This window comes from Sphingomonas sp. ID1715, from assembly GCF_013044515.1.
Lineage (GTDB): Bacteria > Pseudomonadota > Alphaproteobacteria > Sphingomonadales > Sphingomonadaceae > Sphingomonas_B.
The window spans coordinates 16568-35579 of the sequence record NZ_JABEPR010000012.1 but is presented as its reverse complement, the minus strand read 5'-3'; the positions used below and the strand labels follow the sequence as shown (position 1 = coordinate 35579).

The window sequence follows — 19012 nt, the reverse complement described above, 5'->3', positions numbered from 1 at the left end:
GCCGGCGTGCCGATCATCGGCGACGACATCAAGGCGCAGCTGGGCGCGACCATCGTCCACCGCGTGCTGACCGACCTGTTCAAGAAGCGCGGCGTCAGGCTCGACCGCACCTACCAGCTCAACACCGGCGGCAACACCGACTTTTTGAACATGTCGAACCGCCAGCGGCTCGCCTCCAAGAAGGTGTCGAAGACCGAAGCGGTGCAGTCGGTCGCGGAAGAACGCTTGGCCGACGAGAACATCCATGTCGGGCCATCGGATTACGTGGCCTGGCAGAACGACAACAAGGTCTGCTTCCTGCGCATGGAAGGCCAGCTGTTCGGCGGCGTGCCGATGAACCTGGAACTGCGCCTCTCGGTCGAGGACAGCCCCAACTCCGCCGGCGTCGCCATCGACATGATCCGCTGCGCCAAACTCGCCCGCGACCGCGGCCTCTCAGGCGCCGTCCTCCCCGCCTCCGCCTGGTTCTGCAAACATCCGCCCGTCCAGATGACCGACGATGAAGCCTTCTCCGCCGTCGAGGCGTTCATCGGCTGAAGGGCCAGGTCCGGCCCGCTCCTTCTCGGGTCGATGGCATGAAGATTGGCGTTCTGACGTTTCACCGCTGCATCAATTACGGGTCCTATTGGCAGGCGCGCTGCATGGTCCAGGGCCTGCGTGCGCAGGGGCACGACGCCGAACTGCTCGACCATGACGCACCCGAGGTCAGGCGCGCCGAATGGCGCTGCGCCTTCCAGCCCCTGCTCCCGGTCCGCACGCCACGCGCAGACATTCAACGCTACGCCACCAAGGCGCGTCGCTTCCTCAAGGCATTCGATCGCCTGCCGCAATCGCGCCGCTTCCACCTCCACGAGCCGGAGGCAGCCGGACGCTATGACGCGGTGCTGGTCGGCAGCGACGAGGTCTGGAACTTCGCCCATCCCTGGTATGGCTGGAAGCCGATCTTCTTCGGCGAGCGGCTGCAGGCGGACCGCCTCATCTCCTATGCGGCGAGCTTCGGCAATCACGACGCCGATCGCGGCATCCACCCCGACTGGGCGCGGAAACTCCGCCGGTTCGACGCCATCTCCGTTCGCGACGAGAATAGCCGCAAGCTGGTGCGCGACGGCGTGGATCGCGAGCCGGAGATCGTGCTCGATCCCTGCCTGCAATTCCCACCTCCCAAGGTGGAGCGAACGGCCGCTGCGCCCTATCTCGCCCTCTACGGCCATGGCTTTCCCGACTGGTTCACCGCCGCGGTCACGGACTGGGCACGGGCAAACGATCGCCGCATCATCAGCATCGGCTATCGCAACGATTGGGCCGACGAGCAGCGGATCGAGGCCGGCCCGGAGGAGTTTTCCGCCCTGATCGCCGGCGCGGACGCGGTCGCCACCAACTTCTTCCATGGCTGCGTGTTCGCGCTGCACCACCAGCGCCCCTTCGTCTCAGCGCCTTCCGCATATCGCTTCAACAAGGTTCGCGACCTGACCCACAGCCTCGCCGCCGGACGCCATCTGGTGACCGCCGACACGCCGCTCGAAACCTATCATGAGCTGCTCGGCTGCCCGCTCGATCCGGCGATCGCTGCGCGCATCGTCGAACAGCGCCGGCGTTCCAGCGCCTATCTGGCGGCAGTCCTTGGCTGACGCGCCACTCGCTCCGGCCGATGTGGTGCGCGCCGGCCTGTGCATCGGCTGCGGCGTATGCGGGCCCGATAGGCAAGCGCTCGATTGGGACGATCATGGATTCTTGCAGCCACGCGGACGCTGGACCGAACAGGCGAGCGAGGGCTTCACACACACCTGTCCCTTCTCCCCTGCCGCCCGCAACGAAGACGAGATCGCCGCCACGCGCTTTCCCTCGGCCCGCGAGCGTCACGATCTGATCGGGAACTTCGAGAGCGCTTATGTCGGCCATGTCGCCGAGGCCGAGTTCCGCCCCAATGGCAGTTCGGGCGGCATGGTCAGCTGGGTCGCTGCCGAGCTGCTGCGCCGCGGTCTTGTGGATGGCGTCGCCCATGTCGCGCCCACCGATCCGCAGCAGGAGGGCCGCTTCTTCGGCTATCGCATCTCGCGCAGCGTCGAGGAGATCGGCCAGGGCGCGAAGTCCCGCTATTACCCGGTCGAACTGTCCGGCGTGCTAGCCGAGATCCGCGCAACCCCGGGCCGTTATGCCGTGATTGGCGTGCCCTGCTTCATCAAGGCGCTCCAGCTGCTGCGCGCCACAGACCCGGTCCTAAAGGGACGGATTGCCTACACGCTCGGCCTGTTCTGCGGCCATATGAAGAGCGCGCGGCTGGTCGACAGCTTCGCCTGGCAGCTGGACGCACCGATCGATCAGGTGCGCGCCGTCGAATATCGCAAGAAGGACGCCGGCCGCCCCGCCAACTGGTACACCGCGCACCTGGCCCTCGCGGACGGCAGCGCGCGCTGGCAGGATTGGTGGCATCTGGTCGATGGCGACTGGGGCGCCGGATTCTTCCAGAACAATGCCTGCAACTATTGCGATGATGTGGTGGCCGAGACCGCCGACATCGCCTTCGGCGATGCCTGGGTGGAGCCCTACTCGTCCGACGGTCGCGGCACCAATGTCGTGATCGTGCGCACGTCCGAGATGCAGAACATCGTGAGCGAGGCGCTCGCTGCGCAGCGCCTGACGCTCGAGCAGGTCGACGCCGAATTCATCGCGAACACCCAGGCCGCGGGGTTCCGCCAGCGCCGCGAGGGGCTCGCCTATCGCCTACGGATCGCCCCGCCCCGGCTGCCGCTGCGCAAGCGCGTCGCCCCGGCCGGGCACGACCTCCCGCTCCGCCGCAAGCTGGTCTACCGCAGCCGCAAATGGATCAGCGCCACGAGCCACCGCCTCGCGGCCTTGGGGCGGCGAAATGGCTGGCACGGCATCTATCTGCGCTGGGCGCGGCTGGCGCTCAGGACCTATGAAGGCTTCGCCTATCTGCGCGGCCCGGTCGGCAGGCTGATGCAGCGCCTCGAACCAGCGCGCCCGGACTAGCGCTTTTCCGGCAAATCCGATCGCGTGACCCGGTTCGGCTCGGGTAGCGCCAAGACGCCGCCGCCACCGAACAGGCCTTCGAACGCGTCGATATCCTCGGGGCTTGATCCGGGCAGGTCGGCGCCCTCCCGCAGCACGGTGAAATTGTCGCCGCCGGTTGCGAGGAAGTTGCTGACGCTGACCCGATAGGTCCGCGCCTCGTCGATCGGCACGCCGTTCAGCTGCATGTCGATGATGCGCTGCCCCTCGGGCTTGGTCAGATCATAACGATAGCTGAAGCCGCGCGAGACCATCAGCATGTTCGGCTTCTGCACGGTGTTGGAGCCGCTGGCGAATTGCTGCTCCAGCAGCGCGCGCAGCTGCCGCCCGGTGAGCCCTTTCAGCTGCAGGACATTGCCGAACGGGGCGACGGCATAAAGCTGCCCATAGGTGACGCTGCCGTCCGACGCCGGCACGAGGTCGGCGCGCAGCCCATATTGGTTCATGAAGGCGATGTCGGCGCCCGTCGCCCGGAGCTGCGCGTCCGCCACCAGATCGCCGAGCACCGACTCTCCCGAAGGTGTTTGCGCACGCAGCGCCTGGCCCGCTATCCTGCCGACGACGCGGTTCGAAATCGGCGCCGCGGCGGCGACATAACGCTGTACCAGCTCATCGACCCGCGGGTCCTTGGCATAGCTCTGAAAGGCCGGCACGATCGGCGTCTCGCCGCTGGGCGTGGTAAAGCCTTCCCCCTGCACGATCAGATTGTCGGCGGCGCGCGCGCTCACCCGGTGCGACTTCGGATCGATCGACAGACGGATATCGGTCAGCATCGTGCCGCTGCGGCCGGCGCTGGTCACTAGGAACGGCCGCGCCGGGTCCATGCTGCGGAAGTCGCAGACATAGGCATTGTGCGTGTGGCCCGACACGACCAGGTCCACCGCCGGATCCAGTTTGCCCAGGATCGGCAGCAGGTCGCCGCTGACGCCGCCGCAGCTCTTGTCGTTATAGTCGACCTTGGTGGCGAGCCCCTGGTGGATCAACACCACGATCGCATCCGCTCCCTGCGCCTTCAGCCGCGGTACCTGCGCGTTGATGGTTGCGGCCTCATCCTCGAAGCTCAGGCCCGCCACGCTGGCGGGCACGACCAGGGTCGGGGTGGACTTCAGGGTCAGGCCGATAAACCCGACCTTCACCCTGGCCGCGCCCTTGCCGAAGCTGCGGAGTGCAGTCGCGGGGAACAGCGTGTCGCCCCCCTGGCGGCGCACATTTGCGGCAAGGAAGCGGAAGCGCGCGCCGGGGAAATTCGCGTCGGCGCGGCAGGGCTGGCGGTTGGTGTGCTTCGCGCAGCCGCCATTCTGCATGCGCAGCAGTTCGCCCGGCCCGCGATCGAATTCGTGATTGCCGACCGCATTCAGGTCGAGGCCGATCATGTTCATGGCCAGGATCGTCGGCTCGTCGAGGAATTGCGACGAAACGAAGGGCGAGGCGCTGATCAGGTCGCCGGCGGAAACGGTGATGCTGTTCGGATTGGCCGCCCGCAGCCGCGCCACGGCGGAGGCGAAATAGGCAGCGCCCCCGGCCGGCACCTTGACCGCTGCCCCGCCGGGAGCGGTCGCGGGAACGCCGATCTTGGGCGGCTCCAGCGCGCCATGGAAGTCGTTGAAGGCGATGATCTTCACCTCGACTGGCGCAGCCTGCCGCGCTGGCGGCACCGTGGCGCACGAGGTCAGCGCGGCCAATGCCGGGATTGCCAACCATCTTACGCTCATTCCCGCCGCTCCAGATTCGTGCCGCAGCCCCTTTGCATGCGCCCGTTACGCTGTCACGACGGAACCGGTCGGAGAGAAAAGGACGGCAAGCGCATGCAATATTGGGAGGATATCGAGGTCGGGTCCAAGTCCCGGTTCGGGCGCTATGAAGTGACGCGCGAGGAAGTGGTCGACTTTGCGTCCCGCTACGATCCGCAGCCCTTTCATCTGTCCGACGAAGCCGCGGCCCAGACCTATTTCGGCCGCCTGTCGGCATCCGGCTGGCACAGCTGCGCGATGCTGATGCGCATGCTCGTCGATCATATGAAGGACAATCAGCAGGCCGGGCTCGGCTCGCCCGGCGTCGACGAGCTGCGCTGGCTGAAGCCGGTCTATCCCGGCGACACGCTCCGCGCCGAGACCGAGGTGCTGGACAAGACGCCTTCGCGCAGCCGACCGGACATGGGCAGCTATCGCGGGCGCACGACCGTCTTCAACCAGCACGACGAGCCGGTCATGACCCTGGTGTCGATTGGCCTGATCCGCCGCCGCCCGCAAAACGGCTGAACGTCAACTCCCTTCGACGAACGTCATCATGCAATACCGGATGGTATCGACTTCCGCCGCCCAGTCGTTGACGGGGCAGCGGTGTTCGACTCGTTGCGAGCTGCTTCCCGAATGAAGAACAACGCAGCGCGAAACTTCCTGCTCGGCGCGACCCTGCTGGTCGCCGGGTGCAACAGCCAATCCGATAGCGCGCAAAAGGGACCCGGCGGCTCAGGCGGCGGGCGCGGCGGCACGCCGGAAGTCGGCTATGTCGTGGTGCAGCCCACGTCCGTCGCGCTCACGACCGAGCTGGCGGGGCGCACCACGCCCTTTGCGGTGTCCGAGGTCCGGCCGCAGATTTCCGGCGTCATCCAGCGCCGCTTCTTCACCGAAGGCAGTTACGTCAGTGCCGGCCAGACGCTCTACCAGATCGATCCGCGGCTGACCGAAGCGGGCCAGGCTCAGGCCCAGGCCAATCTGGCAGCGTCCGAGGCAACGGCGGAGGCGGCGCGTGTCCGGGCCGAGCGGCTGCGTCCGCTAGCTCGCATGCAGGCGGTCAGCCAGCAGGATTATACCGACGCCGCGGCGCAAGCCCGCCAGGCGCAGGCCGCCGTTAACCAGCAGCGCGCGGCGCTCCGCACGGCGCAGGTGAATCTCGGCTTCACGCGGGTGCCGGCGCCGATCAGCGGCCGGATCGGTCGATCGCTGTTCACGCAAGGCGCGCTGGTCACTGCCAACCAGACCGATCCGCTCGCCACGATTCAGCAGCTCGATCCGATCTTCGTCGATATCCAGCAATCGACCGGCGAGCTGTTGCAGCTGCGGCGCATGCTCGCCCAGGGCAATGTCATGCCCGCCAAGGCCGGCGTGCGGCTGAAACTCGAAGACGGCAGCGACTATGGCCTGACCGGCACCATCCAGTTCTCGGAGGTCGTCGTGGACCCGGGCACAGGCACGGTGACGCTGCGCGCCAGCTTCCCCAATCCGCAGGGCGTGCTGCTGCCCGGCATGTTCGTGCGTGCGGTGTTCGCGCAGGCGGTCGACAGCCGCGCCTTCCTGGTCCCGCAGCAGGCCGTCACTCGCGATCCGCAGGGCAATGCGACCGTGCTGCTCGTCGGCCCCGGCAACAAGGCGGCCATGCGCAAGGTAGCGGCGGAACGCACGCAGGGTGCCTTCTGGGTCGTCACGGCGGGGCTGAACCCGGGCGACAAGGTGATCACCCAGGGTGTTGCCCGCGCCCGCCCCGGCCAGCCGGTCAAGCCCGTGCCCGAAAATGCGCCGCAGCGGATCGATCCAAACCGGGTCGGGCCCGGCGGAGCGGGCGGCGCGCGCGGCGGAGCCGGCGGCCGCTGACTGCATGATCTCCCGCATCTTCATCGATCGGCCGATCTTCGCCTGGGTGATCGCGATCCTGATCATGCTGCTCGGGCTCGGCGCACTCTTCTCGCTGCCGATCGCGCAATATCCCGACGTTGCCCCGCCGCAAGTGAACATCCGCGCCAATTACCCCGGCGCCAATGCCGAGACGGTCGAAAACAGCGTCACTCAGGTGATCGAACAGCAGCTGTCCGGCATTGACGGCCTGCTCTATTTCAGCTCGAGCTCCAGCGCGCGCGGCTCGGTCAACATCAGCCTCACGTTCGAAAAGGGCACCGATCCGGACACCGCGCAAGTGCAGGTGCAGAACCGCGTCCAGCAGGCGCTGCCCCGCTTGCCGCAGCAGGTGCAGCAACAGGGCCTCTCCGTCACCAAGTCCAACCCCGACTTCCTGATGATCGTCGCCGTCTATGACGAGACCAATCGCGTCACCAATCGCGACGTCTCCGACTGGCTGGTGTCCAACGTGCAGGACCCGATCAGTCGTATCCAGGGTGTGGGCGACATCAACGTCTTCGGCGCTCAATATGCGATGCGCATCTGGCTCGATCCGGCGCGGCTCGCATCCTATCAGCTGATGCCTGGCGACGTGATCAGCGCGATCCAGGCGCAGAATACGGAGATCACCGCTGGCGAGATCGGCTCCCAGCCCGCCGCGCCGACGCAGATGCTGAACGCGACCGTCACCTCGCAGTCGCGGCTGCAGACCCCGGAGCAGTTCCGCGCCATCATCCTCAAGACGACGCAGCAGGGCGCGACCGTGCGCCTGGGCGACGTCGCGCGGATCGAGCTGGGCTCCGAAAACTATAATGTCGTGACGCGGGTGAACGGCCATCCTGGCGCGGGCTTCGCGGTCTCCACGGCGCCAGGCGCAGACGCACTAACAACGGCAGAACTGGTCAAGGCGGAAGTCGCGCGGATCGCGAAAGGCTTCCCGCCCGGCTACCGATATGACTACCCGAACGACGCGACCGACTTCATCAAGCTGTCGATCGAGGAAGTGGTCTGGACGCTGATCGAGGCGATCCTGCTCGTCATCGTCGTCATGTTCGTCTTTCTGCAGAGTTGGCGGGCGACCCTGATCCCGACGATTGCGGTGCCAGTGGTGCTGCTCGGCACCTTCGCGGTGTTTGCTGTCGCCGGCTTCTCGATCAACACCATGACCCTGTTCGGGCTGGTGCTGGCGATCGGCCTGCTCGTCGACGATGCGATCGTTGTCGTCGAGAATGTCGAGCGGCTGCTCGAAGAAAATCCCGACATGAGTCCGCGCGAAGCGACGATCCAGTCGATGAGCGAGATTTCGACCGCGCTGATCGCCATCGCGCTGGTGCTCTCCGCCGTGTTCCTGCCAATGGCGTTTTTCGGCGGCTCGACGGGTGTGATCTACCGCCAGTTCTCGCTGACGATCATCGCCGCGATGATCCTGTCGGTCGTGGTCGCGCTGGTGCTGACCCCGGCGCTCACCGCAACCTTGCTCAAGCCAAGGCAGCATGGGGAGCTTCGTTCGGAGCGCTTCCCTCGCCTCGCCGCCTGGACGGAGCGCGCACGCAATCGCTTCAACAATGGTTTCGCGCGCCTGACCGACCGCTACACGCATGCGGCGCGGCGCGTAATCGACCGCAAATGGCTGTTTCTCGGCATCTACGCGGTGACGGTGGTGCTGCTCGCCGCCCTGTTCCTGCGCCTGCCGACCAGCTTCCTGCCCACTGAGGATCAGGGCTTTGCCCAGGCCCAGATCCGCTTGCCCGCCGGCGCCACCCTCGCGCGCACCCAACAGGTACAGCGGCAGGTCGAGGACTATCTGCTGCGCGGGCGGGAAGCGAAGAATGTCGACGTGATCTTCACCGTCGCTGGCGGTGGCGGCGGCGGTCCGCAGGGGCAGAATGCGGGCAACGCCTTCATCAACCTCGCAGATTGGGATCAGCGCCACGGTGCCGAAAACAGCGCGGAGGGCATTGCCGAGCGCATGGGTCGCGCTTTCGGAGGCTTGCGCGACGCGCAGATCTTCGCGTTGGTGCCGCCGGCGATCCGCGGCCTCGGCCAGTCGAGCGGCTTCCAGATGCAGCTGCTGAACTCCGGCGGCCTGTCGCGTGAGGCGTTCAAGGCGGCGCGCGACCGGCTGATCGAGGAAGCAGGCAACGACCCGATGCTGACCGGCGTCCGCCCGAGCGAACTGCCCGACACGCCCAATCTCCGCGTCGACCTCGACCAGCAAAAGCTGGCTGTGCTGGGCCTCAGCCAGGCCGATGTGAACCAGACGCTGTCCGCCGCCTGGGGCGGGCGCTACGTCAACGACTTCATCGATCGTGGCCGGGTCAAGCGCGTCTATGTGCAGGGCGACGCGCCCTATCGCGCGGCCCCCGAAGATCTGTATCAGTGGTTCGTGCGCGGCCGTGACGGGCAGATGGCGCCCTTCTCCTCCTTCGCGCAGACCAGCTGGCAAGTCGGCCCGGTTTCGCTCGGCCGGTTCGGCGGCGTGCCGTCGTATGAGATCCAGGGGCAGGCCGCGCCCGGCACGAGCTCGGGCGAGGCGATGGACCGGATCATGGCGCTGGCCCAGCAGATCCCCGGCGTGTCGGTCGCCTGGAGCGGCCTGTCCTACCAAGAACGACTCTCCTCGGGCCAAGCGCCGCTTCTCTATGGTCTGTCGCTGCTCGTCGTCTTCCTGTGCCTCGCCGCGCTCTACGAAAGCTGGTCCATTCCTGTCGCGGTGCTGCTCGTCATTCCGCTCGGCCTGGTCGGCGCCGTCTTCGCGGTGACGCTGCGGGGCTTGCAGAACGACGTGTACCTGCAGATCGGCCTGCTCACGACCATGGGCCTCGCCGCGAAGAACGCCATCCTGATGATCGAGTTCGCCGAGCAGGCGGAAAAGGCCGGCAAACGCGTCATCGAGGCGGCACTCGAGGCGGCGCGTATCCGCTTGCGGCCGATTCTGATGACCAGCCTTGCCTTCATCTTCGGCGTGCTGCCGCTTGCCATCTCGACCGGTGCCGGCGCCAAGAGCCGCGTCGCGATCGGCACCTCGGTGATCGGCGGCATGCTGACCGCGACCATCCTCGCGATCTTTTACATCCCGCTCTTCTTCGTGCTCGTGCGCCGAGGCGTGCGCGACGGCCGCGAATGGCTGAAGCAGCGCCGCCAGCGGCCGGCGGAGAGTGCGGCGTGAAGCGCCTCATCTCCTTCGCGCTGATCGCGAGTCTTGGCGCCTGCACGCTCGGCCCGCGCTACGAGCGCCCCACCCCGGCAGTGCCGCTCTCCTGGCCGGTCGGCGATGCCTATCTCCGCCAATCGGAAGCCGTGCTGCCTGCGGTCAGCTATCGCGACATCTTCCGCGATCCGCGGCTGCAGCGGATCATCGAGACAGCGCTCGTGAACAATCAGGATCTGGCGCTTGCCGCAGCGAACATCGCCGCCGCGCGCGAGCGCTTCCGCATCCAGCGTGCCGAGATCCTGCCGCAGGTCGATGCGACCGGCAGCTACACCGAATCCGATCGCGGCAATGGCGCCGGCAGCGGCGTCGGCCAGGCCGCATCCGGCCGGCAGACGAACTACCGCCTTCAGGCCGGCATCACCGCATTCGAGATCGACTTGTTCGGGCGCATCCGCTCGCTGACCGAGGCCGAGCGCAACCGCTATTTCGCGACGGAAGCCGGCGCCCGCGCCACCCGCCTCGCGCTGGTCGGCGACATCGCCAATGCGTGGCTGACCTATGCCGCCGACAAGGATTTGCTGGCAATCGGCGAGCGCACCGTGCGCAGCGCCGAGGAGAGCGTGCGCCTCACTCGCCTGCGGCTGGAGGGCGGCATCGCCCCGCGCACGGATCTGCGCCAGGCCGAACAGACGCTCGAACAGGCACGCGCCGACGTCGCCCAGGCGCGGACCGACCTAGCGCAGGACGTCAACCTGCTCCAGCTATTGGTCGGCGCGCCGGTCGATCCCGCCCTGCTCCCCAGCGCCCTCGCCGATGCCGAACCAACCATCGCCGAGCTGCCGGCCGGGCTCGACTCGACGATCCTGCTCCGCCGGCCGGACGTGGTGCAGGCCGAGTACCAGCTGCGCGCCGCCAATGCCGAGATCGGCGCCGCCCGCGCCGCGCTCTTCCCGCGCATCAGCCTGACCGCCGTGCTGGGCCTCGCCAGCACCGCGCTCGGCGACCTCTTCTCGGGCGACGCCTTCAATTGGTCGGTCGGCCCGCAGGCGAGCTACTCGATCTTCCAGGGCGGGGCCGCGCGCGCCAATGTGCGGTTGAGCCAGGCACAGCGGGACGCTGCCGTCGCCAGCTATCAGCGCACCATCCAAACGGCGTTCCGCGAAGTCTCGGACGCACTCGCCCGGCGCGGCACGATCGCCGAACAGCTCCGCGCCCAGCGGGCCAATCTTGCCGCGTCCGAGGACAATTACGCGCTCAGCGAAGCGCGCTTCCGCGGCGGCATCGACCCGTTCCTGCAGACGCTGATCGCGCAGCGCAGCCTCTATGCCGCCCAACGCCAGCTCGTCGCCACACGCCTGGTCCGCGCGCAGAACCTCGTCCAGCTCTATCGGACGCTCGGCGGGGACTCCCAGCTCGATGCGCCACGAAACGGCGGCCCGGTTCAGGCTGGACCCACGCCGCCGCCGCGCTAGACGGGCGGCATGACCGACCAGCCGCTTTCCGACCAAATCGTACTCGTCACCGGCGCCAGCCGCGGCATCGGCGCCGCGACCGCGGAGGCGCTCGCCCGCGCCGGCGCCCATGTCATCCTGACCGCGCGCACCGCCAAGGACCTGGAAGGGGTCGAGGAACGCATCCATGAAGCCGGCGGCACCGCGACCATCGCGCCGCTCGACCTGACCGACGGCGACAGCATCGGCCGCCTCGCGGCTGCCGTGTCGAGCCGCTGGGACAGGCTCGACGCGCTGGTCCTCAACGCGGCGATGCTCGGCTCGCTCGCGCCCGTACCGGCAATCGATCCCAAGGAGTTCGCCAAGCTGCTGACCCTCAATGTCGGCGCGCAGGCGGCTTTGATCGCTGCCTTCGACCCGCTGCTCCGCGCCGCCGCGCCGGGCAAGCTGGTCGCGATCACCTCCAGCGTCGGCGCCAATCCGCGCGCCTATTGGGGCGCGTACGGCGCGTCCAAGGCCGCGCTCGACACGCTCATGCTCAGCTATGCCGAGGAGCAGCGCAACCTCGGCAAGGTCAAGGTCGCGATCCTCGATCCGGGCGCCACCCGCACCAAGATGCGCGAGCGCGCTTTCCCAGGCGAAGACCCGATGACCGTCAAGCCGCCCGAAGCCGTCGCCACCCACATCGCCGACCTGCTCGCACAAGGGTTCGAAACGGGACACCGCGAACGCGTGGCGGGCTGAGATGCCGCAGGCGCTGGCCGCCGGGCTGTGGGGGCTGTTCGGGGGATCGGCGCTGATCATGGGCGCGCTCGTCGGCTATTTCCTACGCCTGCCGCAACGGCTGATCGCCGCGATCATGGCGCTCGGCGCCGGCGTGCTGATCTCCGCCGTCGCCTTCGAGCTGGTGGATGAGGCCTTTGTCCGCAGCGGTGCGCAACCGACGGCGATCGGCCTCGGCACGGGTGCCCTCGCCTATACCATTGCCAACATTAACGTCTCGCGCGCCGGCGCCCGCCACCGCAAGCGCTCCGGCAGTGACCCGAATGCTTCGCAGGACGCCAGCGCCGGCTCGGGCGCGGCCATCGCGGTCGGCGCATTGCTCGACGGCATTCCGGAATCGGTCGTGATCGGCGTCAGTCTGGTCGAAGGCGGCAGCGTCAGCCTTGCCGTCGCCGCAGCCGTGTTCCTGTCGAACATTCCGGAAGGCCTCTCCAGCGCCGCCGGCATGAAGCAGGCTGGCCGCAAGGCGCCCTATGTCCTCGGCCTGTGGGTCGGCATCGCGCTCGCCTCCGGTCTGGCGGCGCTGGTCGGCAATGCAATGCTAGCGGATGCTGGTCCGGAAGTGCTGGCCCTGACGCTCGCCTTCGCAGGCGGCGCCGTGCTGGCGATGATAGTCGACACCATGGTGCCGGAAGCCACGGAAAAGACGCATGAATATACCGGCCTGATCGCCGTGGTCGGGTTCTTCGCTGCCTTCCTGCTGTCGAAGCTCGGCGGTTAGTCGATCGGCTCGATCGCGAGGATCTCGATCGCAGCCGCTTTGCCGCCGAAATCGACCCGCTCGCCCACCTCTGCATCCATCATCGCGCGTGCGAGCGGCGCCGAGAAGCTGATCGAACCGCCATGGGGGTCCGCTTCGTCGTCGCCGACGATCGCAACGGTCCGCTTTGCGCCGTTCAGCCGGTAGGTGACGCGGGTGCCGAACGCGACCGCGTCGCCTTCGGCCTCGGGCATCAGTTCGGCGGTCGCCTGCCGCGTCGTCCAGTAACGGAGGTCGCGCTTCGCTGCCTCGATCTCCGCTTCCTCGCCGCCGGCAGCGACCTGGGCGTCGAGTTCCTTCACCCGCGCCTCGATCAGCGCGAGCCCGCGTGCGGTCACCAGATTGGGGCCGGGCGGGATCGGGAGCTCGAATTTGGGCTCCTTATGCTCCTCGTCGCTTTCCCGCCGAAAGGCTACGCTCACCGCACATGCTCCATATCGTTCACCACCCCGACTATCTGACGCCGCCGCCTCCGTCAGGTGGGTTTCCGGCCAGTAAATATCATCTGCTGATGGACGCGCTGGACCGGCTCCCCGTTCCGCAGGCGTGCCACAGGCCGAAGCCAATGCCTCGCCAGTGGCTCGAAGCGGTTCACGATCCGGCCTATGTGGGCGAAGTTCTCGCCGCCACTGTGCCGAGGGACAAGGAGCGCCGGATCGGCTTTCCCGTCACGCCCGCCGTCTCGCGCCGAGCGCAGCTGACACCCGGCGGGACCTATTTGGCGGCCAGGCTCGCGATCGACCACGGCTATGCGGCCAACACCGCCGGCGGCAGCCATCATGCGCTGCACGAGACCGGTGCCGGCTATTGCGTGTTCAACGATCTCGCCTTGGCCGCGCACCGGCTGCTGGCCGAAGGCGCCGTCCGCCGCATTTTGATCGTCGATCTGGACGTGCACCAGGGCGACGGCACCGCCTCACTGCTCGCCGGACGCGAAGACGTGGCGACCTATTCCGTGCACGCCGCCAGGAACTTCCCCGCCCGGAAGGCGCGCTCGACTCTCGACGTGCCGCTTCCGGACGGGGCCGGCGATGAAGCCTATCTCAATGCCCTGATCACCACCCTGCCGCCGCTGATCGACCGCGTCAGGCCGGAACTGATCCTCTACCAAGCCGGCGTCGACCCGCACACGGAGGACAAACTCGGCCGCCTCTCCCTCTCCGACGCCGGCCTCGCAGCACGCGACCGCACCGTCGCCACCTTCGCCCGCACCCACGGGATCCCCATCGCCAGCACCCCGGGCGGCGGCTACGGGGCCGACAAGGCCCTCATCGCCGAGCGGCACGCGAGGACGATTGAGGTGCTCTATCGCACTATGATCGAAGCTTGATTGCGCTTCCCCCCAGATTTTCTACATTGGCCCGATAGCTCCGGCGACCTACCTCGCCCGGTCTGACAGCGCAGGACAGACAGAATGGCCACAGCCGCCCATCAGCTTACTCCCGAGGAGGCGAGCGCGCATCCGCCCGCCGAAAGCGTCGTCGTGCGCTTTGCCGGGGACTCGGGCGACGGCATGCAGCTGACCGGCGGTCAGTTCACGCTGTCGACTGCGCTCGCGGGCAACGACCTCGCTACCTTCCCGGACTTTCCGGCCGAAATCCGCGCGCCGCAGGGCACGACCTTCGGCGTGTCCGCTTTCCAGATCAACTTCGGCTCGACCGACATCGAGACGGCGGGCGACGCGCCCGACGTGCTGGTGGCGATGAACCCCGCCGCGTTGAAGGTGAACGTCAACCAGCTGAAGGACGGCGGCCTGATCATCGCCGACGAAGGCGAGTTCGGCGCCCGCAACCTCGCCAAGGCGGGCTACGATACCAACCCGCTCGAGGATGACAGCCTCGGCCGCTGGCAGCTGCTCAAGTTCAACATTTCGCAGCTGACCCTCGACGCCGTGAAGCCGTTCGGCCTCGGCAATAAGGAAGCGCTGCGCTGCAAGAATATGTGGACGCTGGGCCTGGCGCTCTGGATGTTCGATCGCGACCGTGCGCCGCTCGTTCAGTGGCTGAAGGACAAATTCGCCAAAGCGCCGACGCTCGCCGAAGCGAACATTGCCGCCTTGAATGCCGGCCACGCCTATGGCGAGACGGCCGAGCTCGCCGGTCCGCTCAAGCAGCACCACATTGCCGCCGCGCCGGCCGAGCCGGGCCTCTACCGCACGGTAACCGGTGCGGAATCCATCTCGCTCGGTTTGGTCGCCGGCGCGCAGCTCGCCGGGCTGCCGATGTTCTTCGGCGGCTATCCAATCACCCCGGCGTCCGCGATCCTGCATCATCTGTCGCGACTGAAGGAATATGACGTCACCACCTTCCAGGCGGAGGACGAGATCGCGGCGATCTGCTCGGCGATCGGCGCTTCTTATGCCGGCAAGCTGGGCGTTACCTCCTCGTCCGGCCCAGGCATCGCGCTCAAGGGCGAGGCGATGGGGCTCGCGATCATCACCGAGCTGCCTTTGGTGATCGTAAATTCGCAGCGCGGCGGTCCATCCACGGGCCTGCCGACGAAGACCGAACAGTCCGATCTCTACCAGGCCGTCTACGGCCGCAATGGCGACGCGCCGATGCCCGTGATCGCCGCGCGCTCACCCGCCGACGCGTTCGACTGCGCGATCGAGGCGGTGCGGATCGCCACCCGCTACATGACGCCCGTCATGCTGCTGACCGACGGCTATATCGCCAATGCCGCCGAGCCCTGGCGCGTGCCGGACATGAGCGGCTACACGCCCTTCCCCGTCCAGTTCCTGGAGGAGGTGCCGGATGGCGGCTTCCAGCCCTATGCCCGCGACGAGAAGCTCGCCCGGCCTTGGGTCAAGCCCGGCACGCCCGGCCTGCTCCACCGGATCGGCGGCATCGAGAAGTCGAACCTCACCGGCAACATCGATTACTCGCCCGGCAACCACCAGCTGATGACCGACCTGCGTCATGACAAGGTGCTCGGTATCGCCGACGACATTCCGAACCAGGAAGTGACGCTCGGCGAGGAGAGCGGCAGGCTCGCGATTGTCGGCTGGGGGTCGACCTTTGGGCCCATCCATCAGGCGGTCCGCCGTCAGCGCGCCCGCGGCGCCGACGTGCACCACATCCACATCCGCCACATCTGGCCGATGCCGAAGAATCTGGCTGTCCTACTCCGCTCCTACGAGCGTATCCTCGTGCCCGAGATGAACACGGGGCAGCTCAAGACCGTGCTGCGCGACCAGTTCCTGGTCGATGCGAAGCCGCTGAACAAGGTCTCCGGCCAGCCGTTCCGTATTTCGGAGATCGAGGCCGCGATCGAACGAGCCCTGGCCTGAATCGATGATTTTGGTGCGACCTTTTGTGACCTTTCGGATGCTCCCATGAACGACATGACCCCCATCAAGACGACGATCAAGGATTGGGAGACCGATCAGGAAGTCCGCTGGTGCCCCGGCTGCGGCGACTATGCGATCCTGAAGGCGGTGCAGCGCACCATGCCGGAAATCGGCGCCGATCCGGCGAAGACGGTGTTCGTGTCGGGCATCGGCTGCTCTAGCCGCTTTCCTTATTACATGGAAACCTACGGCTTCCACACGATCCACGGCCGCGCGCCGGCGTTTGCCACGGGCATCAAGCTCGCCAACCCCGAACTCGACGTGTGGATCATCACCGGCGATGGCGATGCGCTGTCGATCGGCGGCAACCACACCATGCACCTGCTGCGCCGTAATCTCGACTGCCAGATCCTGCTGTTCAACAACGAGATTTATGGCCTGACCAAGGGGCAATATTCGCCCACCAGCCGCGTCGGCACCCGCTCGCCCTCGACGCCGTTCGGCTCCGTCGACCGGCCCGCGAGCCCCTGCAGCTTCGCGCTCGGCTCCGGCGCGCGCTTCATCGGGCGCGGCATCGACGTGCACAAGAATCTGCCGGCAGTCCTCAAGGCCGCGCACGCGCACAAGGGCGCCAGCTTCGTCGAGATCTTCCAGAACTGCATCGTCTACAATGACGACGTGTTCGCGCCCTTCACCGAAAAGGCGAATGCGGCCACCGCGCAGCTTTGGCTTGAGCACGGGGCGCCGATGCTGTTCGCGAACGGCACGCGCGGCCTGAGCCTCAATCGCGACGAACTCCGGCTCGAAGTGGTCGACGTGACCGACGGCGATTGGCAGGCGGCAGGCGTCATCGTCCACGACCAGACCAATAAGGGCGTGGCGCAGATGCTGATCGACATGGAGCAGTCCGCCGGCTTCCCCGTGGCGCTCGGCGTCATCTACAATCACCCCCGCCCCACCTTCGAACGCGCCGTCATCGAACAGGAACGCGCCGCCGCCGAAGGCAAGAAACCCGACCTGCAAAAGCTCGTCGCCAAGGGCCAAACCTGGATGGTCGAAAAACAGCCGCACGAGATCTGAAGAGGGCTTGTTCTCGCCAAGAGCGCAAAGGACGCAAAGATGCGGCGCGATGTCGACGACCTTGCCCGCATGACGGTCGATTGCGGGTTCAAACTACATCAGACGCTTGGGCCTGGTCTGCTCGAGTCAGCCTATGAGGCATGTCTGGCTCACAGTCTGGTCAAGGAAGGACTTAAAGTCGAGCGGCAGAAGGTGCTGCCGCTCCACTACGATGGCGAGGTTATCGATGCTGGTTTCCGCATCGATCTGCTGGTCGAAGACCAATTGCTCATTGAGCTGAAGTCTGTCGAAGCGATCGCACCGGTCCACGTCAAACAAGTGCTCACCTATCTGCGGCTGATGGATCTGAGACTGGGTCTGCTTCTTAATTTTGGAGCAGGAACCTTCCGCGAAGGCTGCCGCCGTTTAGCAAACGACTATGTGCCACGTGCTGCCTCTTCGCGCCCTTAGCGCTCTTGGCGAGAACAATCAGGAGGCGCCTTTTGCATGACTCAGCCTTCGATCATTCTCTGGCTGCGCCAGGACCTGCGGCTTGCGGATCAGGCGGCGCTGGTCGCGGCGGTCGAACGGGGCGCGGTGATCCCGCTCTACGTCCTCGACGACGAAACGCCGTGCGCTTGGCGGATCGGGGGTGCGCAGCGCTGGTGGCTGCACCATAGCTTGGCCGCGCTGGACTCAGCGCTCCAGGCGAAGGGGTCGCGGCTGATCCTGCGAAAGGGACCTGCTGCGCAGGTCGTCGCCCAGGTAGTGGAGGAGGTCGGCGCCGCCGCCGTTCATGCCATCCGCCATTATGAACCCTGGTGGATCGAGGCGGAGCGCACCCTCGCGTCAAAAGTGGATCTGGTGCTGCACGACGGCAATCAGCTCGCTCCGCCGGACACGGTGCGGACCGGTAGCGGCGGCTTCTTCAAGATCTACACGCCCTTCTGGCGCGCGCTTTCGGCGATGATGCCGCCGCCCAAGCCGCAGCCCGCACCGAAGCACATCCCCGCACCCAAAAGCTGGCCGAAGAGCGACACGCTCGAAAGCTGGCAGCTGCTTCCTTCGAAGCCGAACTGGGCGGCCGAGTTCGACTCCTTCTGGACGCCCGGCGAGGCCGGCGCGCATGAGGCTCTGGAGGCCTTTGCCGACAGGGTCGATCGCTATCACGAAAGCCGAAACCTGCCGTCGGAGCCCGGAAGCTCGCAGCTCTCCCCGCACCTCCACTTCGGCGGGATCTCGCCGGCGCAGGTCTGGCACCGGCTCGACGCGGCCGGCGCCGGGCTCGACACCTTCCGCAGTGAACTCGGCTGGCGCGATTTCACGACTGGGGTGATCGCCCGCGCACGCGATTATGCTGCGCAACATGGCCGCAGCAATTTCGATGCTTTCCCCTGGCGATCGGACGGCCTGGCGCGAGCCGATCTGCACGCTTGGCAGCAGGGCCGCACCGGCTATCCGATCGTCGACGCCGGGATGCGCCAACTGTGGCGGATCGGCTGGATGCACAATCGCGTGCGGATGATTGCCGCCTCCTTCCTCGTCAAACATCTGCTGATCGACTGGCGCGCAGGCGAGCGCTGGTTCTGGGACACCTTGGTCGATGCCGATTACGGCAACAACGCCGTCAACTGGCAATGGGTCGCCGGAACGGGCGTGGACTCGAACCAGTTCGGGCGGATCATGGCGCCACTGGTCCAGTCCGCAAAGTTCGGCGCGGCCGACTATATCCGGCGCTGGGTGCCGGAACTGGCGCACTTGTCCGATGCCGACATCCACGACCCGCCGGCGCCCGTGCCCGGCTATCCCGAAAAGCTGATCGGTCATCGCGAAGCGCGGGAACGCGCGCTGGCGGCGGCGCGCGCCATTCGCTAG

The 19012-nt window shown here is 67.0% G+C and carries 16 protein-coding genes; 14 read left to right on the top strand and 2 right to left on the bottom strand.

Translation table 11 applies throughout. The features are described from left to right. The 3 genes from HJG53_RS17205 to HJG53_RS17195 all read left to right on the top strand — a co-directional run. The coding region (locus HJG53_RS17205; protein WP_368039602.1) for an inositol-3-phosphate synthase at positions 1-537 on the top strand (537 nt) is incomplete at its 5' end. Positions 538-575: 38 nt separating this feature from the next. Further along, complete coding sequence (locus HJG53_RS17200) at positions 576-1628, top strand: polysaccharide pyruvyl transferase family protein (protein ID WP_171132527.1); 1053 nt, start codon at positions 576-578, stop codon at positions 1626-1628. Continuing rightward, positions 1621-2991, top strand: a complete 1371-nt coding sequence (locus tag HJG53_RS17195) for a Coenzyme F420 hydrogenase/dehydrogenase, beta subunit C-terminal domain (protein ID WP_217352925.1) — start codon at positions 1621-1623, stop codon at positions 2989-2991. The genes HJG53_RS17200 and HJG53_RS17195 overlap by 8 nt, the downstream gene beginning before the upstream one ends. Here HJG53_RS17195 and HJG53_RS17190 read toward each other — a convergent pair. Further along, entirely contained in the window at positions 2988-4742 is a 1755-nt protein-coding gene (locus tag HJG53_RS17190) for a bifunctional UDP-sugar hydrolase/5'-nucleotidase (protein ID WP_171132523.1), read from the bottom strand. The two genes, HJG53_RS17195 and HJG53_RS17190, sit on opposite strands and share 4 nt — an antisense overlap. A gap of 93 nt (positions 4743-4835) precedes the next feature. On the opposite strand from HJG53_RS17190, the gene HJG53_RS17185 reads away from it, so the two are divergent. From HJG53_RS17185 to HJG53_RS17160, 6 genes are all read left to right on the top strand, one after another. Next, on the top strand, positions 4836-5288 hold the full coding sequence (locus HJG53_RS17185) for a MaoC family dehydratase (protein ID WP_171132521.1): 453 nt from the start codon (positions 4836-4838) through the stop codon (positions 5286-5288). A 111-nt stretch (positions 5289-5399) separates the two neighbouring features. Then, positions 5400-6620, top strand: coding sequence for an efflux RND transporter periplasmic adaptor subunit (locus HJG53_RS17180; RefSeq protein WP_171132519.1), 1221 nt, complete (start codon positions 5400-5402; stop codon positions 6618-6620). Positions 6621-6624: 4 nt separating this feature from the next. Then, on the top strand, positions 6625-9810 hold the full coding sequence (locus tag HJG53_RS17175) for an efflux RND transporter permease subunit (protein WP_171132517.1): 3186 nt from the start codon (positions 6625-6627) through the stop codon (positions 9808-9810). Next, entirely contained in the window at positions 9807-11267 is a 1461-nt protein-coding gene (locus tag HJG53_RS17170; RefSeq protein WP_368039601.1) for an efflux transporter outer membrane subunit, read from the top strand. Before HJG53_RS17175 ends, HJG53_RS17170 begins: the two co-directional genes overlap by 4 nt. Before the next feature lie 9 nt (positions 11268-11276). Continuing rightward, positions 11277-11990 carry an SDR family NAD(P)-dependent oxidoreductase gene (locus HJG53_RS17165; protein WP_171132514.1) on the top strand — a complete coding sequence of 238 codons (714 nt, stop codon included), beginning with the start codon at positions 11277-11279 and terminating at the stop codon, positions 11988-11990. 1 nt (position 11991) lies between these two features. Continuing rightward, on the top strand, positions 11992-12750 hold the full coding sequence (locus HJG53_RS17160) for a ZIP family metal transporter (RefSeq protein ID WP_171132512.1): 759 nt from the start codon (positions 11992-11994) through the stop codon (positions 12748-12750). Here the strand turns inward: HJG53_RS17160 and HJG53_RS17155 are convergent. Beyond that, positions 12747-13211 (bottom strand): GreA/GreB family elongation factor, encoded by a 465-nt coding sequence (locus HJG53_RS17155; RefSeq protein WP_171132510.1) that lies wholly within the window; start codon positions 13209-13211, stop codon positions 12747-12749. The genes HJG53_RS17160 and HJG53_RS17155 overlap by 4 nt on opposite strands. Positions 13212-13216: 5 nt before the next feature. Here HJG53_RS17155 and HJG53_RS17150 point away from each other — a divergent pair, with 5 nt between their 5' ends. The 5 genes from HJG53_RS17150 to HJG53_RS17130 all read left to right on the top strand — a co-directional run bounded on the left by HJG53_RS17150 (position 13217) and on the right by HJG53_RS17130 (position 19012). Continuing rightward, positions 13217-14119 (top strand): histone deacetylase, encoded by a 903-nt coding sequence (locus tag HJG53_RS17150; RefSeq protein WP_171132508.1) that lies wholly within the window; start codon positions 13217-13219, stop codon positions 14117-14119. A gap of 84 nt (positions 14120-14203) precedes the next feature. Further along, the gene (locus HJG53_RS17145; RefSeq protein WP_171132506.1) at positions 14204-16078 is read left to right on the top strand and encodes a 2-oxoacid:acceptor oxidoreductase subunit alpha; all 1875 of its coding nucleotides are present in this window, start codon (positions 14204-14206) and stop codon (positions 16076-16078) included. Positions 16079-16123: 45 nt separating this feature from the next. After that, the gene (locus HJG53_RS17140; protein ID WP_171132504.1) at positions 16124-17158 is read left to right on the top strand and encodes a 2-oxoacid:ferredoxin oxidoreductase subunit beta; all 1035 of its coding nucleotides are present in this window, start codon (positions 16124-16126) and stop codon (positions 17156-17158) included. A gap of 39 nt (positions 17159-17197) precedes the next feature. Continuing rightward, complete coding sequence (locus tag HJG53_RS17135; RefSeq protein WP_171132502.1) at positions 17198-17608, top strand: GxxExxY protein; 411 nt, start codon at positions 17198-17200, stop codon at positions 17606-17608. A gap of 36 nt (positions 17609-17644) precedes the next feature. Then, positions 17645-19012 (top strand): deoxyribodipyrimidine photo-lyase, encoded by a 1368-nt coding sequence (locus tag HJG53_RS17130; protein ID WP_171132500.1) that lies wholly within the window; start codon positions 17645-17647, stop codon positions 19010-19012.

Coding starts and splice junctions, on each gene's coding strand:
- HJG53_RS17200 (WP_171132527.1), top strand. CDS start 576: ATGAAGATTGGCGTTCTGACGTTTCACCGCTGCATCAATTACGGGTCC.
- HJG53_RS17190 (WP_171132523.1), bottom strand. CDS start 4,742: ATGAGCGTAAGATGGTTGGCAATCCCGGCATTGGCCGCGCTGACCTCG.
- HJG53_RS17185 (WP_171132521.1), top strand. CDS start 4,836: ATGCAATATTGGGAGGATATCGAGGTCGGGTCCAAGTCCCGGTTCGGG.
- HJG53_RS17180 (WP_171132519.1), top strand. CDS start 5,400: ATGAAGAACAACGCAGCGCGAAACTTCCTGCTCGGCGCGACCCTGCTG.
- HJG53_RS17175 (WP_171132517.1), top strand. CDS start 6,625: ATGATCTCCCGCATCTTCATCGATCGGCCGATCTTCGCCTGGGTGATC.
- HJG53_RS17165 (WP_171132514.1), top strand. CDS start 11,277: ATGACCGACCAGCCGCTTTCCGACCAAATCGTACTCGTCACCGGCGCC.
- HJG53_RS17160 (WP_171132512.1), top strand. CDS start 11,992: ATGCCGCAGGCGCTGGCCGCCGGGCTGTGGGGGCTGTTCGGGGGATCG.
- HJG53_RS17150 (WP_171132508.1), top strand. CDS start 13,217: ATGCTCCATATCGTTCACCACCCCGACTATCTGACGCCGCCGCCTCCG.
- HJG53_RS17145 (WP_171132506.1), top strand. CDS start 14,204: ATGGCCACAGCCGCCCATCAGCTTACTCCCGAGGAGGCGAGCGCGCAT.
- HJG53_RS17140 (WP_171132504.1), top strand. CDS start 16,124: ATGAACGACATGACCCCCATCAAGACGACGATCAAGGATTGGGAGACC.
- HJG53_RS17135 (WP_171132502.1), top strand. CDS start 17,198: ATGCGGCGCGATGTCGACGACCTTGCCCGCATGACGGTCGATTGCGGG.
- HJG53_RS17130 (WP_171132500.1), top strand. CDS start 17,645: ATGACTCAGCCTTCGATCATTCTCTGGCTGCGCCAGGACCTGCGGCTT.